At 73.1% G+C, this 15,306-nt stretch carries 15 protein-coding genes; 5 read left to right on the forward strand and 10 right to left on the reverse strand.

Annotation, left to right across the window (positions count from 1 at the left end; all coding sequences use genetic code 11):
* The 4 genes from ACQP2Y_RS23225 (at position 1) to ACQP2Y_RS23240 (ending at position 4,829) form a co-directional block, all read left to right on the forward strand.
* Positions 1-1,095 carry a M20 family metallopeptidase gene (locus tag ACQP2Y_RS23225; protein ID WP_433731636.1) on the forward strand — a complete coding sequence of 365 codons (1,095 nt, stop codon included), beginning with the start codon at positions 1-3 and terminating at the stop codon, positions 1,093-1,095.
* Between the two features lie 5 nt (positions 1,096-1,100).
* The gene (locus tag ACQP2Y_RS23230; RefSeq protein WP_433731638.1) at positions 1,101-2,003 is read left to right on the forward strand and encodes a GNAT family N-acetyltransferase; all 903 of its coding nucleotides are present in this window, start codon (positions 1,101-1,103) and stop codon (positions 2,001-2,003) included.
* Positions 2,000-3,106: an o-succinylbenzoate synthase gene (gene menC / locus ACQP2Y_RS23235; protein ID WP_433731640.1), complete on the forward strand. Its 1,107-nt coding sequence runs from the start codon at positions 2,000-2,002 to the stop codon at positions 3,104-3,106. The genes ACQP2Y_RS23230 and menC overlap by 4 nt, the downstream gene beginning before the upstream one ends.
* A 115-nt stretch (positions 3,107-3,221) precedes the next feature.
* Positions 3,222-4,829, forward strand: a complete 1,608-nt coding sequence (locus tag ACQP2Y_RS23240; RefSeq protein WP_433731642.1) for a PucR family transcriptional regulator — start codon at positions 3,222-3,224, stop codon at positions 4,827-4,829.
* Here ACQP2Y_RS23240 and ACQP2Y_RS23245 read toward each other — a convergent pair.
* From ACQP2Y_RS23245 to ACQP2Y_RS23280, 8 genes are all read right to left on the reverse strand, one after another.
* Positions 4,804-5,853: a HAMP domain-containing sensor histidine kinase gene (locus tag ACQP2Y_RS23245; protein ID WP_433731644.1), complete on the reverse strand. Its 1,050-nt coding sequence runs from the start codon at positions 5,851-5,853 to the stop codon at positions 4,804-4,806. The two genes, ACQP2Y_RS23240 and ACQP2Y_RS23245, sit on opposite strands and share 26 nt — an antisense overlap.
* Positions 5,853-6,515: a response regulator transcription factor gene (locus tag ACQP2Y_RS23250; RefSeq protein WP_433731646.1), complete on the reverse strand. Its 663-nt coding sequence runs from the start codon at positions 6,513-6,515 to the stop codon at positions 5,853-5,855. Before ACQP2Y_RS23250 ends, ACQP2Y_RS23245 begins: the two co-directional genes overlap by 1 nt.
* A 40-nt stretch (positions 6,516-6,555) precedes the next feature.
* Entirely contained in the window at positions 6,556-8,286 is a 1,731-nt protein-coding gene (locus ACQP2Y_RS23255; RefSeq protein WP_433731648.1) for a hypothetical protein, read from the reverse strand.
* Positions 8,287-8,309: 23 nt separating this feature from the next.
* On the reverse strand, positions 8,310-9,767 hold the full coding sequence (locus ACQP2Y_RS23260) for a CoA-binding protein (RefSeq protein ID WP_433731650.1): 1,458 nt from the start codon (positions 9,765-9,767) through the stop codon (positions 8,310-8,312).
* Positions 9,768-9,820: 53 nt separating this feature from the next.
* Positions 9,821-9,934: a DUF6767 domain-containing protein gene (locus ACQP2Y_RS23265; RefSeq protein ID WP_433731652.1), complete on the reverse strand. Its 114-nt coding sequence runs from the start codon at positions 9,932-9,934 to the stop codon at positions 9,821-9,823.
* Positions 9,931-10,128, reverse strand: a complete 198-nt coding sequence (locus ACQP2Y_RS23270) for a DUF1918 domain-containing protein (protein WP_433731654.1) — start codon at positions 10,126-10,128, stop codon at positions 9,931-9,933. The genes ACQP2Y_RS23265 and ACQP2Y_RS23270 overlap by 4 nt, the downstream gene beginning before the upstream one ends.
* Before the next feature lie 102 nt (positions 10,129-10,230).
* Entirely contained in the window at positions 10,231-11,064 is an 834-nt protein-coding gene (locus ACQP2Y_RS23275) for an endonuclease/exonuclease/phosphatase family protein (RefSeq protein WP_433731656.1), read from the reverse strand.
* A gap of 21 nt (positions 11,065-11,085) precedes the next feature.
* Entirely contained in the window at positions 11,086-12,090 is a 1,005-nt protein-coding gene (locus tag ACQP2Y_RS23280) for a helix-turn-helix transcriptional regulator (RefSeq protein WP_433731659.1), read from the reverse strand.
* Positions 12,091-12,175: 85 nt separating this feature from the next.
* Here ACQP2Y_RS23280 and ACQP2Y_RS23285 point away from each other — a divergent pair, with 85 nt between their 5' ends.
* Complete coding sequence (locus ACQP2Y_RS23285; protein ID WP_433731662.1) at positions 12,176-12,598, forward strand: VOC family protein; 423 nt, start codon at positions 12,176-12,178, stop codon at positions 12,596-12,598.
* Here ACQP2Y_RS23285 and ACQP2Y_RS23290 read toward each other — a convergent pair.
* On the reverse strand, positions 12,592-14,205 hold the full coding sequence (locus ACQP2Y_RS23290; protein WP_433731664.1) for a HAMP domain-containing methyl-accepting chemotaxis protein: 1,614 nt from the start codon (positions 14,203-14,205) through the stop codon (positions 12,592-12,594). The genes ACQP2Y_RS23285 and ACQP2Y_RS23290 overlap by 7 nt on opposite strands.
* A 206-nt stretch (positions 14,206-14,411) precedes the next feature.
* Positions 14,412-15,221: a hypothetical protein gene (locus tag ACQP2Y_RS23295; RefSeq protein ID WP_433731666.1), complete on the reverse strand. Its 810-nt coding sequence runs from the start codon at positions 15,219-15,221 to the stop codon at positions 14,412-14,414.
* Positions 15,222-15,306: the final 85 nt, after the last annotated feature.

The following is a 15,306-nucleotide window of genomic DNA, read 5'->3' on the forward strand; positions in this document are numbered from 1 at the left end:
ATGCTGGACTCCCTGATGGCCGACACCCGGGCGCTCGTCGAGTGCGAGTCACCGTCGACCGACCTCGACGCCGTCGCCCGCAGCGCCGAAGTGGTCGCCCGCGTCGGCGCCGCGCGCCTGGGTGCGCAGCCCGAGCGCATCGTGCTCGACGGGCGTACCCACCTGCGCTGGCGGTTCGGCGCCGGACCGTCGCGGGTCCTGGTGGTCGGCCACCACGACACGGTCTGGCCGATCGGGACGCTCGCCACCACCCCGTACGGCGTAACGGCCGGAGTGCTGCGCGGACCCGGCTGCCTGGACATGAAAACGGGGCTCGCCATGGCCTTCCACGCGATCGCCACCCTGCCGCACCGCGACGGCATCACCCTGCTCGTGACCGGCGACGAGGAACTGGGTTCGCCGAGCTCGCGTCCGCTCATCGAGGCCGAGGCGCGGGCCACCGGCGCGGCGCTGGTGCTGGAGGCGGCGGCCGACGGGGGAGGGCTGAAGACCGAACGCAAGGGCGTCTCGATCTACGAGCTCATCGTCGCCGGGCGCGCCGCCCACGCCGGGCTGGCCCCGGAGCAGGGCGTCAACGCCACCGTCGAACTGGCCCACCAGGTGCTGCGCATCGCGGCCCTCTCGGACCCGGAAGCAGGCACCACCGTGACACCGACCCTGGCCCGCGCGGGCACGACGACCAACACCGTGCCGGCCGGCGCCCGCGTCGCGGTGGACGTCCGGATCCGATCCCTGGACGAGCAACGCCGGGTCGACGACGCGATGCGGGCCCTGACGCCCGTCCTGACCGGCGCCGCCCTCGAGGTGACCGGCGGCCCCAACCGCGCGCCGCTGGAAGCCGCTTCGTCCGCGGCACTGTTCGCGCGGGCGACGACACTGGCTCACTCGCTGGGCCTGCCGGCGTTGACCGCCACCGCGGTCGGCGGCGCCTCCGACGGCAACCTGACCGCCGGTACGGGCACGCCCACCCTGGACGGCCTCGGCGCGGTCGGCGGCGGTGCCCACGCCGACGACGAGCACGTCCTGCTGGAGTTCCTCCCCGGCCGTACGGCGCTGCTCGGTGCGTTGCTGGCCGAGCTGACCGGGGCCCGGTGACCAGGATGAGCAGGCCCGAGAACCTCGGTGGCCTGCAGACCGGGCCCGAGCCGAACCACCTCGACGCCGCCGTCGACGAGGCCGTCGGCCAGGCTCAGTCCGCCGCCGCGGCCGCCGGGGTGGACGTGCGCGCCCTGACCGACTTCGGCGACCTCGACCAGGCGGTCCGGCTGCTCGCCCGGATCTGGGGCCGCGACGCCAACCCGCCGATGAACCTCGAACTGCTGCGGGCCTTCGGCAAGGCGGGCAACTATGTCAGCGGCGCCTTCGTCGGCGAGCGGCTGATCGGGGCCTGCGTCGGCTTCTTCCACGCCCCGTCGGAGGACGCCCTGCACAGCCACATCGCCGGGGTGTCACCCGAGATGACCGGGCGCGCGGTCGGTTTCGCCCTCAAGCTGCACCAGCGGGCGTGGGCGATGAGCCGCGGCGTCGACCGGGTCGCCTGGACGTTCGACCCGCTGGTGGCCCGCAACGCCTACTTCAACGTCGTGAAGCTGGCCGCCCGCCCGGTCGAGTACATGCCGAACTTCTACGGGCTCATGCTCGACACCCTCAACGGTGACGGGGACTCCGACCGGCTGCTCGTCCGGTGGTCGTTGCGGGATCCCGCTGTCGCCGTGGCGTGCGGCCGATCGGGGGAGCACCGGCCGGATCCGGTGCCGGCCGCCGGTGCGGTCGTGGCCGTGGGGACGGCGGCGGACGGCTCGCCCGAGCCCGGCCGCCTCGACGGCGCGATCAGCGTGGTGGCCGTCCCGCGGGACATCACCGCGCTGCGCGCCTCGGACCCGGCCCTGGCCGCACACTGGCGTCGTGCGGTTCGCGACGCGATGACGGGCCTGCTGGCCCAGGGCGCCACAGTCGTCGGCTTCGACCGCGCCCGGGGATACGTACTGCGGAGGAACTCATGAAACTGACCGGCTGTGAACTGCGGTGGCTCACCATGCCGCTCGTCGGCCCGTTCCGCACCTCGTTCGGCACCGTGACCAGCCGCGAGATCCTGCTCGTGCGCGCGGTCACCGAGGACGCCGAGGGCTGGGGCGAGTGCGTGGCAATGGCCGCGCCGGTGTACTCCTCGGAGTACACCGAGGCAGCCGCGGGAGTGCTCCGCGACCACCTCGTACCGGCCCTGGCCGCCGCCGCGCCGGCGACCGCCCTGGCCGTCGCCCCGGCTCTCGCCCCGATCAAGGGTCATCGGATGGCCAAGGCGGCCCTGGAGACGGCCGTCCTCGACGCCGAGCTGCGGGCCGAGGGCCGCTCCTTCGGCCGGGAGCTGGGTGCCGTCCGCGACCGGGTGCCCTGCGGTGTCTCGGTCGGGATCATGGACAGCATCCCGGCGCTGCTCGACGCCGTCGACGGCTACCTGGCCGAGGGGTACGTCCGCATCAAACTCAAGATCGAGCCCGGCTGGGACGTCGAGCCGGTACGCGCCGTCCGGGAGCGCTTCGGTGACCAGGTACTGCTGCAGGCCGACGCGAACACCGCCTACTCGCTGTCCGACGCCCGGCACCTGGCCCGCCTCGACCCGTTCGACCTGGTGCTCATCGAGCAGCCGCTGGACGAGGAGGACGTGCTCGGCCACGCCGACCTGGCCCGGCTGATCCGTACGCCGGTCTGCCTCGACGAGTCGATCACCTCTGCCGCCTCCGCCGCGGCCGCGATCCGGCTCGGCGCCTGCCAGATCGTCAACGTCAAGCCGGGCCGGGTCGGGGGCTACCTCGAGGCGCGGCGCATCCACGACGTGTGTGCCGCGCACGGCGTACCGGTCTGGTGCGGCGGCATGCTGGAGACCGGCCTCGGCCGGGCCGCCAACGTGGCCCTGGCCGCCCTGCCCGGCTTCACGCTGCCCGGCGACACGTCGGCCTCCGGCCGCTACTACGCGGCCGACATCACCGAGCCGTTCGTCCTCGACCAGGGTCATCTGCCCGTGCCGACCGGACCCGGCCTGGGCGTGACCCCGGATCCCGCCCGGCTGGCCGAGGTGACCACCCGCGTCGAGTGGATCTCGATGTGAACGTGGGCAGCGCGTAGCCCGCGGCCCCTATCGTGAGAGCGACGCCCAGGCCCAGGGAGTGCCCATCGCCGTGAATCCCGCCCCCTCGGCACGCCCCCGAGCGAGCCTCGGCCGCGTGCTGGACGACCTCGGCTCCCTGCTCCTGGAGCTGGTGCACGGCGACCCGGAACGCGCCGAGCCGGTCGGTTCGGTGGTCATCCACGATCCGGAGGACAGCCCGGTGCTGCCGCCGCACGCCCTCGTGCTGGGCGTCGGGGTCAGCGACCCGGCCGCGATCACCGAGCTCCTCGCCGAGATCGGCGCCCAGGACGCCGTCGCGTTGATCCTGCGCTCGTCGGTCCCGGCCCCGCCGGCGGTGCGGGCGGCCGCCGACCAGGCCGGGGTGGTCCTGCTCGGGCTGCGCCGCGGAGCCCCGTGGGCGCACCTGGCCGCGATGCTGCGTTCCCTGCTCGCCGAGGACGAGGTCGGCGTGGCCCAGCACGAGTCGCTGCTCGGGCTGCCCTCCGGCGACCTGTTCGCGGTGGCCAACGCGATCGCCGCGCTCATCGACGCCCCGATCACCATCGAGGACCTCAGCTCCCGCATCCTGGCCTTCTCCGGCCGGCAGGAGGAGGCGGACCCGTCGCGGGTCGAGACGATCCTCGGCCGGCACGTGCCCGAACGCATCGAGCAGGAGCTCACGGAACGCGGCGTTTTCCGCGACCTGCTGCGCACCGACCAACCGGTGCGCATCGACCCCATGGGCGACGGCCGGCACGGCCTCTCGCTGCCCCGGCTGGCGATCTCGGTCCGGGCCGGCGACGAGGTGCTCGGTTCCATCTGGGCGGTGACCCCGCACGGGCTCACCGAGGAGCGCACCGAGGCCTTCCGCGACGCCGCCAAACTGGTGGCGCTGCACCTGCTGCGGCTGCGCGCGGGCACCGACGTCCAGCGCCGGCTACGGATCGACCTGCTGAGCTCCGCACTGGAGGGCGGCGCGGGCGCCCGGGCCGCGATGGAACGGCTGGGCCTGGCCGGACAGCCGGTGCTGCTGCTCGGCGCCACGCTGTCGCACAGCGGCGAGCAGCGTCCCGACGACCCCGCCTTCATCCAGGAGCGCCAGCGCCTCAGCGACGCCTTCGCGGTGTACCTGCACGCGGTCCAGCCGCGCAGCACGACGGCGCTCGTGGGCGGTATCGCGTACGGGCTGCTGCCGACTGTCGCCGGGGCGGACGAGGCCGACGCCCGCGGCCAGCGCCTGGCGGCCGACTTCCTCGACCGGGTCGGTGACCGGCACCGGCCGGTGGTCGCCATCGGGCCGGTCGCCCGGGACATCAGCGAGCTGGTGCAGGCCCGGGCCGGCGTCGACCGCACGCTGCGGGTGCTGGCGCAGGCCCGCGGGGACCGGCGCACGGCCGGCATCGACGACGTGTACGTCGAGTCGCTGCTGCTGGAGCTGCGGGATCTGGCCGCGATGCGGGGCGACCGGCCGACCGGCGGGATCCGCCGGCTCATCGAGTACGACCGCAAGCACGGCAGCCACCTGGTCGCCACCCTGACCGCGTGGCTGGACCACTACGGCGACGTCGTGGCCGCGGCCCAGTCGTCGTTCGTGCACCCGAACACCTTCCGCTACCGGTTGCGCCGCCTGGCCGACGTCGGCGGGATCGACCTGGGGGATCCCGACGAGCGGTTCGCGGCGATGCTGCAGCTGCGGCTCAGGCCCGGGGCAGGCGAATGGTGAAGCACAGCCCGCCGCCGTCCGCCGGCGTCGCGGTGATGGTGCCGTCGTGGGCGCGGACGATCGACCGGGCGATGGCCAGCCCCAGCCCGCTGCCGCCGCTGTGATCGATGCGCTCGGCGGCGAGCCGGGTGAAGGGCTCGAACAGCCGGGCCACGTCGTCGGCCGGCACCACCGGCCCGGTGTTCACCACGGTCAGGGCGGCGTCCCCGGCTCCGACGGTGACGCGCACCGTGCCGCCCGGGTGGTTGTACTTGACCGCGTTGTGCAGCAGGTTCCTGACCAGGCGTTCCAGCAGGACGCCGTCGCCGGCCACGCTGCGGGGACGCAGTTCGGCGGTGACCTTCACGTCGGCGTCCGCGGCGGCGGGGGCGCAAGCGTCGACGAGCCCGGCGGTGATCCGGTCGAGCGACTGCGGCGTACGCGACGCCAGCCCCTGATCGGCCTGGCTGAGCACGAGCAGCCCCTCGATCAGCCGTTCGTTGCGGGCGTTGGTGGCCAGCAGCTGGCTGGCCAGCAGCGCGGACTGCTCCGGGCTCAGCGGCTCGGTCATCCCGACCTCGATCAGCGTGCGCTGCAGGGCCAGCGGGGTGCGCAGCTCGTGGGAGGCGTTCGCCGCGAAGATGCGCTGGCCCTCGTACCCGGCGGCGATCCGGTCCATCGTGGCGTCCAGCGCGCGGCCCAGCCGTCTCAGCTCGTCCCGGCCGCGCCCCGGGCGGATGCGGTGGCCCAGGTTCTGCGGGCCGATCTGCGCGATGGCCGGGATCAGGCGGCGGACCGGTGCCAGCACCCAGAACAGCAGCGGCACCACGAGCAGCATCACGACGGCGAGCACGATGCCGTACTCGGGCAGGTCCGAGATCGGGATCTTGCGGGTGATCCGGCACGTCATGCCGTCCACGTCGCCCAGCGAGCAGGGCTGGAAGTCCGGCGCGTCCCAGGGCAGCCGGTAGTACACGAACTGCACGGCGAAGACGAGCGTGATCGTGACGAGGGCCGCCACGGCGAGCCGGCCGCGCAGGGCCATCAGGTCAGCCCGATGCGGTAGCCCGCGCGGGGCACGGTCTGCACGACCATCGGCTCGCCCAGCTTGCGGCGCAGCGTGGAGACGGTCACCCGGATCACGTTGCTGAACGGGTCGGTGTGCTCGTCCCAGACCTGCTCCAGCAGATCCTCGGTGCTCACCGCCTGACCCTGCGCCCGCATCAGCGCGTGCAGCAGGCCGAGCTCCTTGACCGTCAGCGCCAGCGGCCGCCCGTCGCGGGTCGCGGTACGGGTGGCCACGTCGAGCACGACACCGTCGCGTTCCAGGACCGGCGGCAGGGCCGGGGCCGTGCGCCGGGCGAGCGCCCGCACCCGGGCGACGAGCTCGGCCAGCGCGAACGGCTTGGTGAGGTAGTCGTCGGCGCCCAGCCCGAGCCCCTCGACCCGGTCGTAGACCCCGCAGGCGGCGGTCAGCAGCAACACGCGGGTGCCGGCGCCGTGGTCGACCGCCCAGCGGCAGATCTCGTCGCCGGTCGCGCCGGGCATGTCCCGGTCGAGCACCGCGACGTCGTACCGGTGGACCGAGATCTTCTCCAGCGCCTGGCCGCCGTCGTAGGCCACGTCGACGGCCATCGCCTCGCGCCGCAGACCCACCGCGATCAGGTCGGCCATCAGCCGCTCGTCGTCCGCCACCAGCACCCGCACGCGGTCACCCTGCCCGGCCGGGGATAAAGCCGGAGTGAGGTCACAGTTGCCAGAGCCAGACGTCACGGACGGTCAGCGCGGGCCCGTAGACCTGGGTGAACAGCTCCCGCAGGGCCTGGTTGCCGGCCTCGGCGCGCATCACCACCGCCTCGCCGTGCCAGCGGGCCACGTCGGCGCGTACCGCTGCCCGGTCCTCGTCCGACAGCAGGGGCGTCGTGCCGCCGGTGAGCGTGCGGATGATCAGCTGAGTGGTCCGGCTGGCCTGTCGCGGGCCCATGTGGCCCTTGCCGTCCGGATCGGGACCGAGGAAGTAACCCTCGGGCACGGTGAACTCCTGCCGGGCCTGAGCACTCCAGCTGAGCGTGTCGCGCCCTACCCAGTTGCTCGGCAGCGGCACCGGCACCAGGGTTCCGCCCGGGTGCACGTACTGCCGCCAGTCGCCGTTGGCCACGAATGCCGGCGCCGGCCGTTCGGGCATGGCCGGCAGCGGCGTGGGCAGCAGCGGCAGGAGGGCCGCCACGATCAGCAGGCGCGACAGCCGGAGACGGTCCCACGCGAGCGCGACGAGCAGCACGGCGGCGCCGGTCACGGCGTAGGTCAACCGGCTCGGCATCAGCAGATCCACGATCGGCACGCCCTCGGGCAGCCACGCCAGCGGCCCGCGCGAGCCGGTGTTCACGCCGCCGAGCCGCACGACCGGCCCGAGCGACAGGACCGCGAACACCACCGCGACGCCGCCCGCGACCCGCGCCGGCACCGAGCGGCGCCACAGCGCTGCGACGAGGCCGATGAGCAGCAGCGTCAGGGGCCAGCCGAACCAGCTGTTCTGCTCGATGCGACCCTGCGTGGCCTCGGCCTGCGGCCCGCCGGCCAGGGTGTCCCGCGCGAAGGTCAGGTAGGTGACGGGATCCTCGCCCCAGCCGGTGAAGGCCGGCATGCCGGCGAAGGACTGCGGCCCGAGAAACTGGAACCAGATCGGGTACGCGCACAGCACCCCGGCCACCACCGCGGTCGTGCCCAGCGCCCGCAGGAACCCGGCCGCCCGCCGCCGGGCCGCAGCGGGCCGCAGCGCCGCGTACAGGGCCACGCCCAGCCCGCTGGCCAGGGCCGTCACGAGTAGAAGCTCCTCGTTGATGAACAACTGCCAGGTGACGAGCAGGCCCAGCACCACCCCGTCGCGGCGCCACCGGCCCCCGGCGCCCAGCCCGAACACGGCCGCGACGATCAGCGGCAGCAGGAAGTTCGAGACGAAGTTCGGCTGCCCGTTCGCGTGGTGCACCACCCCGGGCGCGAACCCGGCGAGGGCCCCGCCCGCGAACGCCGCGGCCCGCGAGCGGACGACGAAGCGCTGCAACGTCCAGTACGTGGTGGCGGCCGTGCCCGCGCAGGCGGCGATCATCCAGACCACGTAGGTGATCCGCGCGCCGAGGAGCAGCGTCAGTGGGGCGAGCGGGATCGTCACGCCCAGCACCGACGTGTTGGCCATCATGTTCACGCCGTCCGGGGTGTTCTGCGCGGTCGAGAACAGCGGGTTGCCGCCGTGGGCGAGGAAGTGGGCGCCGTGCGCGAGCAGCCACTCGAACCAGGTGTGGTCGGCGGGCAGATGCGACGAGATGCGCTCCCCGGGATCGCCGAGGTACTGCCACATCACGACAACCCCGAGCACCACGTACGCCGACAGCGCCGCGACGTGCGGCAGCCGGGCCCGGGCACCGGCGGCGACCTCGGGGGAGTGGACAGCCGACGGCGCTTGATCCAGGAGGACGGTCATGGCCGGCGACCGTACGGATCAGGTCATAAGCGCTGGATAAACGCTCCTCGACCGGCTCCACCGGGCCCGGTGGTGACCGTCCGGCGGATCGCGCCGCGTCCCGGGTCGGGGCGGCGGGCCGGCGGGAACCGCCGCCAGGCGGCGTAGTCGCGGGCGTGGGCCAGCGCCCGGAGGGCCTGCTCCGGCTCACGGAAGACCGGGACGGCGGACCGGCCGAACTGGTGCACGTCCGCGGTGCCGCCGGTGCTGATCGCGGCGATCGTGAGACGGGGATGGTCATCGAGGATCGGAGCCAGAGCCGCCAGGTGGGCGGCGAGCACATTCGCGCGCGTGCCGACCAGGACCAGCAGCAGGACGTCGATCTCGCCGCTGACCGCGATGGTCTCGGCGGCGTCGGCGATCCGCGCCGGCAGCGCGTCGATGCCGAGATCGACCGGATTGCCGGGCCCGTCCGGTCCGGCGGAGGACGGGAGATGGTCGCGGGTCGGCCCGCTCAGCGGCACGACGTCGAACCCGTACGTCCGGGCCCGGTCGGCGGCGAGGGCCGTGAGGCCGCCGGCGTTGCCGACGATCGCCAGCCGGTTGCTGCCGGGCAGCGGCTGGTCCACCAGGATCCGGGCGGTGTCGAGCGTCTCGCCGACGCTCGCCGTACGGATGACGCCGGCCTCGGCGAGCAACTCCTCCCGTACGGGATCAGCGGCGCCGGTGATCGCCAGCACGGGCTTGCGCCGGCTGAGGAACCACGCGGCCCGGGCGAAGCCGGCCGGGTCGCTGAACGCGTCGGGTGACAGGGCGACCGCGCGGGTGGCCTGGTCGTCGAGCCAGTAGCCGAGCAGGTCGCCGCCCGAGAGGTCGATCGCGTCGCCGAGGGAGACGAGGCTCGAGATGCCGCAGTGCTCGCGTACCGCGTCGGCCAGCAGCGTGATGCCGACGGCACCGGACCGCACCGCCAGGGCGAGGCCGCCGCTGGGCGGGCGCAGCGGCGACAGGCTCGCGTTCAGCCGTACCCGTGGATCCGTGTTGAGGACGCCGAGGCAGCCCGGGCCGAGGAGCCGGATGTGGTGCCGGCGGGCGATCCGCAGGATCTCCCGCCGCTGCCGGTCACCCCAGGGATCGTCGCCGCGCGGGCCGGTGCCCAGCAGGACGGCGCCGCGCACCCCGAGCCCGCCCGCGTCGTTCAGGACGTCTGCGATGTCGTCGGTGTCCACGGCGACCATCAGCAGGTCGACGGGGCTGGGCAGGTCGGTGACGGCGCGGTGGGCGAGCACACCGCACACCGGGCGGCCGGAACCGTTGACCACGTGGAGCCGGCCCGGGAAGCCGTAGTCGCGGAGCGCGCGGATCGTCTCGTGTCCGGCACCGCCGCGCCGTCGTCCCGCGCCGACGACCGCGATCGATCGCGGGGCCAGGATCCGGCGCAACGCGCAGGCCGCGGCATCCTGACCGAGGCTGGTCGCGCCGCAGACATCGCGCGCCGTCATGCTCAGCCTCCGCATCCTCACGCTTCGCCCAGCGGCCGTGCGGGCCCAGTCGTCTACTGCGCCGCCGGGTGGCTCGTGGCGGTGGTGGTGCCCAGCTCGCACAAGGTGCAGGGCTCCCCGGGGCGGATCGGGCATGGAGCATCCGGACGCGTGCGCCCGCGGTTCATGCCGGTCCGGCGGGGTGCTCGATGTGGGCCTCCGGGCCCGGGAAGATCAGGCCGACATGCCCGTCGTCGAGCCACCGTACCTCGTACGGCGGGGTGCCGTCGGCGTGCCGTAGTGCCATGATGACGCCGACGCGGATCCGGTCACCCACGTGCGTTCCCTTGATGATGATCCGGTCTCCGACCTGGGCGATCATGGGTGCCTCCGGTCTCGAGCAGGGCGGTGGCCGCACCACCGCCGGTCGATGTGGAGCATGGCATCGCGCCGTACCCGTGGACCAGGGCCGATGGTCCCGCCGTCACGACGACGGGACGGTCTCCACGTCCAGGTCGGCCACCACGCCGGCGTGGTCGCTGAGCCAGACCCCGTCCACCGGGCGGTCGGCGATCAGCCGGGCCGCGACGATCCGGGCGCGGGCCCGGGCATGGGCGTGCGCGGAGCCGACGAACACGTAGTCGATCCGCCGGCGGTGACCGGGCTGGCCGATCACCCGGTCGATCTCGGCGGCGGCCAGCGGATTGTCCACCGTCCAGGTGTGGCCGGGCCCGTCACCGGCCACCGCCCAGGCGTCGTGATAGTGCGCGCTGCGCCCGTGCAGAGCCTGTAGGCCGCTCAGATAGCGGATGCTCGACGCGTCCGGGCCGGCGTTGAGGTCACCGGCGATGATCGTCGGCAGCCCTGTCCGGTGCCGGGCGTCGAGCTCGGTGATCTCGACCGCCTGACGCTCGCGGGCGGCCTCGGCGTCCAGCCGCCACGGCGTGGTCGGCACGACGAACAACTGCTCACCCAGCGAGGGCACCGGGACCGACACGGCGAGCGTCCACCAGTGGACGTCACCCGTCCGGTTCTCCAGGACCTCGAGGACCCGGTGCGGCCGGCGGGTGGCGATCGCGGTTCCGCCGTACCGGTCACCGTCCGGCGGCAGCCGGTCGAGCACGGCGGCCTGGTGGGTGGTGTGCAGCCCGGTGCCGGCGACCAGGTCGGCGAGCTGGTCACGCCGGCCGGGATAGCAGACCTCCTGCAGCGCCACCAGATCCGGCGCCAGGCGCCGGATCTCCTGATTGAGCAGGCCGGTCCGGCGCGGGTCGCCCTCGTCGTTCTGCACGTTGATCGTGAGTACGCGCAGGCGCATCCGGCCCCCTCTCGTCGGCCGTCAGGATAACGACGGCCGGTCCTGCGCCGCATCGAACGCGGCTGCGGTCCGGGCCAGCCGCCGGGCGAGATGCCCGAACGCGTCGGCCAGGTCAGCCGGGCCGACGACCTCGATGTCGGCGTCGAACCGGGCGACGGCCGCGGCGAGGCTCGGCCAGGACCACGATCCGAGAGTGAGCCGGCAGCGGCCGGGCCCGGCCTCCTCGACAACGCCGTCGCGGCTGTAGAGCGCGACGGTGGCCGCCGGCAGATCGAGCAGCACTGTGCCCTGGCAGGGCCAGCCACCTGAGCTGTCACCGGAACCACGGAACTTGCTGATGACAAAGCCGGCGACGTCCCCACCGGGCAGCTCGCGGGGGGTGAACCGGGGCCCGTTGGGGGTGCGCAGAGCGATCCGGTCGGCCCGGAAGGTACGCCAGTCCGCGCGGTCCAGGTCCCAGGCGACGAGATACCAGCGGCCGTCCCAGGTGACGAGGTGATGCGGCTCGGCCCGGCGCGGGGGCGCGTCGGCCTGCTCGGCGCCGTAGTCGAAGCGCAGGACCTCCCGAGCCTGGACGGCGGCGCTGATCGCCAGGAGCACGTCGCCGTCGACCGGAGCGGCGGGGCGGGCGGCGGGCCGCTCGACGGCGATGACCTGCAGCGCGCTGACCCGGTGCCGCAGCCGGGCCGGCAGGACCTGCCGGATCGTGGTCAGCGCGCGGGCGGCCGCCTCGGCGAGACCGCTGCCCGCGGTGGTGGCGGCGAGCTGCAGGGCGACGGTTAGGGCGACAGCCTGTTCGTCGTCGAACAGCAGCGGCGGCAATTCGGTGCCGGCGCTGAGCCGGTAGCCACCGTCGGGCCCCTTGGCCGCGGCGATGGGATAGCCGAGCTCCCGGAGCCGGTCGACGTCCCGGCGCACCGTCCGCAGGCTGATCTCCAGCCGGTCGGCCAGCAAGGTGCCGGGCCAGTCCCGGCGGGACTGCAGCAACGACAGCAGGGCCAGTAGTCGGGCGGAGGTCTTCGGCATGACGGCGATTCTGCCCGAAGAAGAGGACACACCCTGTCACCTACGGCTGCGAATCTTGAGCCAAGCAACCGAGACAGGAGTCATCATGAGCGTCACCACCACGACCCACCTGAACTTCCGCGGCGACGCCCGGGAGGCGCTGACCTTCTACCAGTCCGTGTTCGGCGGCCAGACCGTCCTGCTGACCTACGCCGACGCGCACAACGTCTCCGACCCCGCCGAGGCCGGGCAGATCATGTGGGGGCAGGTCCAGGCCCCGAACGGCTTCCACGTCATGGCGTACGACGTACCCGGCCACCAGACCTACAGCCCGGGCGACAAGCCGGTCTTCGTCTCGGTGCGCGGCACGGACGAGGCCGAGCTCACCACGTACTGGAAAGGTCTGTCCGACGGCGCGACCATCGTCCAGGACCTGGGCCCGGCCGGCTGGAGCCCGCTGTACGGCATGCTCAAGGACCGCTTCGGCGTGACCTGGGTTCTCGACGTCGCCGTCGCGTTCGCTCAGTAACGGAAGTTGGTGACCAGCGTCTTCAGGTCGCTGGACAACCGGGCCAGTTCCGCGGTGGCCTGCTGCGACTGGGTCACGCCCTCGCTGGTCAGCCGGGCCGACTCGGCCACGCCGGTGATGTTGAGGGCGATGTCGGAGGTGCCGGTGGCCGCCTCGCTGACGCTGCGGTTCATCTCGGCGGTGGTGGCCGTCTGCTCCTCCACCGCCGAGGCGATGGTCGTCTGGAAGTCACTGATCCGGGCGATGACCCGGGTGATCTCCTCGATGGCGGTGACCGCGCCGGTGGTGTCGGCCTGAATGGCCTCCACCCGCTGGGAGATGTCCTCGGTCGCGCGGGCCGTCTCCTGGGCCAGGTCCTTGACCTCGGAGGCGACCACGGCGAAGCCCTTGCCCATCTCGCCGGCCCGGGCCGCTTCGATGGTGGCGTTGAGGGCGAGCAGGTTGGTCTGCTCCGCGATGGCGGTGATCACCTTGATCACGTTGCCGATCTCGGCCGACGACTCACCGAGCTTGGTCATCGTGGCCGAGGTCGCCGCCGTGACCGCGACGGCCTGGGAGGCGACCTGGGCGGCCTCGGTGGCGTTCTGCGCGATCTCCCGGATGGACGCGCCCATCTCCTCACTGCCGGCCGAGACGGTGTCCACGCTGCGGGAGATCTGCTCCGCGGCGGCGGACACCGTCTGCGCCTGCGCGGAGGTCTCCTCGGCGGAGGCGGCGATCTGCGTCGCGGTGCTCGACATCTCCTCCGACGCGCCGGCCAGCGAGGTGGCCGAACTGTCGATGGTCGCGACCGTCGACCGCAGATTGACCACGGCGGCGTCCAGAGCCTGACCCATCCGGCCGGGCTCGTCGCGGGACGTGAGACCGCTGGTACGGGTGAGGTCTCCCGCGGCCAGGGCGTCGCAGACCTCCTTGACCCGGTGCAGCGAGCGCACGATGCCGCGGGCCACCAGCACCCCCAGCCCGAGCGCCAGCAGTGCCCCGATGACCAGCAGCAGAATCGACTGGACGCGGCTCGACCGGTAACTCGACCCGGCCGTCGCGGCAGCCTTGGCGGCGTTCGCGTCCTCTCGACTCACCAGGGCCTCGACGTCCTCGCTCATGGCCGCCATCACCGGCACCACCTCGGTGTCGCGGACCTTCTGGTATCCGACGATGTCGTGGGCCTTTCCCAGCGGGATCAACTGCTTCTCGACCACCTGGACGTATCCCTGCCATCGCGACTGGAGGTCGGCGAAGATGGACTGGTCAGCGGGACCGCTGTTGCCGTACGTGCCATAGGCCGCGTCGAACTTCTCCTTGTCGGCGGCGAACGCGGCGACATACTTGTCGGCGGTGGCGTCGTCCTGCGAGATCACGACGTTGGAGACGTCCGAGCGGGCCTGCTTGACCGTCACGTCCAGCTGGCCCATGGCCTTGATCCCGATCACGTTGCTGCTGTAGAGCGACTGCGCGGACGCGCTGGCCTTGCTCAACGCCGACAGCCCGACGACGCCGACCGCGACGGCGACCCCGACAGCGACGGCGATCGCGGTGACGATCTTGACGTTGACCCCGAGGTCGGCGACAAAATGCCGGCCGGAGGCAGGATTCGCTGTGGCACTCATCGGACAAACTCCTCGGCCGCGTGCCGTCAGCCGCAGACCAGGCCGATCGGGCACTGTGACGGGCATGAGGACATCCGGCCAGCCTGCCGGTCGGTCCCCGGGACCGAGAAAGGACCGACCTTTGCCGGAACTCCTCGGAGGACCGCATGATCGACCGGTCCCCGCCACACTTTAGGAGGCCGGGGCGGGCCAGGAGGGCGGTTCCGCTATTCCGCCGGCACCTGAGCGCGATGGCGTACGGCGACGGTCGTTCCCGGAATCGCCCGGGACGCCTGGTTCAGGAGCGCGTTGATGACGGTGAGCCCACGCCGGCCGCCGATCGGGCCGGTCAGTCCCAGCCGCGCCGACGCCGGAAGCCAGTACGGCAGGTCGGTGAAGTTCACGTGGAACAGCTCCGGAATCTCCACGTAGTACCCGCCGCCGCTCAGTTTCGCGTAGGCGGCCCGCATCGTGCCGAGCGTCGTGGCGATGTCGTGCTCGCTCCAGCCGCCGGAGCTCCGCCGTTCCAGGCGCATGGTCTCCGCGTCGCGGGTGAGGAACATCGTCGGCTGGCGCAGTCCGGCCGCGACGACGCCGGCCGGTACGGGATCGTCCATCACCAGGCAGGCCTTGATGCGGGCGTCCCGCAGACAGGACTCTGCCGCGATGCGCCCCCCGAGCGAGACCCCGAAGACGCCCACGCGGCCGAGATCGAGGTGTCCGGCGAGGATGCGGTGCGGGTCCGGGCCGGGCAACCGGACCGTCGTGACGACGCCGGGCTGGTCGAGGCCGACCACGGCGTACCCGTGCGAGACCAGTTTCTCGAGCTGGAAGGTGCTGACGGAGCGGAACCCGTACAGACCGGAAAGGAAGACCAGCACCGGACACCTGCCCTCGGCCTCGGCGATGTACGGCGCCCGCGCAGCGCCCGCCGCCGGATCGGCGGGATACCAGATCTGCGCCATCAGTTCGCGGTGGTCGGATGCATCGGCCGTGAACGGCTCGGCGCGGTTCGTGTCCACCCAGTGGTAGGTCACGGTGCCGATGCCCCGTTGCAGTGCGGTAGGGCCGGGAGTCCCGATCCTTTCGCCGGCTTCGGAGGGTGCCGGCCGGCCCTCGCGA

Source organism: Actinoplanes sp. CA-051413 (assembly GCF_050955795.1).
GTDB lineage: Bacteria > Actinomycetota > Actinomycetes > Mycobacteriales > Micromonosporaceae > Actinoplanes.